1 pseudogene is annotated in these 258 nt (G+C 53.5%); it reads right to left on the bottom strand.

What is annotated here, in order from left to right:
* Positions 1 to 258 (bottom strand): annotated as a pseudogene (locus AC2Q9J_RS18175) (Na+/H+ antiporter NhaC family protein); the annotation flags it as partial.

Below are 258 nucleotides of genomic sequence, written 5' to 3' on the forward strand. Positions count from 1 at the left end.
AGCGTTGACCGTCGCGTCGATGGCACCGATGGCTTCCGCTACCGTTGAAAAGGCGCCAGCCAGTAAGAAAATGAAAATCATGATGATGATGCCCGGATTGCCGGCTCCTTGCGCGATGCGCTCGACGGTTTGGGTGGCACTTCCTTTTGTCATGAATGCCGCAACCATCAAGGCGATGATGGCTGCGACGAGAACCGGAAACTTATAAAAGTCTCCGTAATAGACACCCGCCCCGATGAAGAAGAGTAAGAAGACGAG

Source organism: Planococcus sp. RAB007_Raresut (assembly GCF_057369535.1).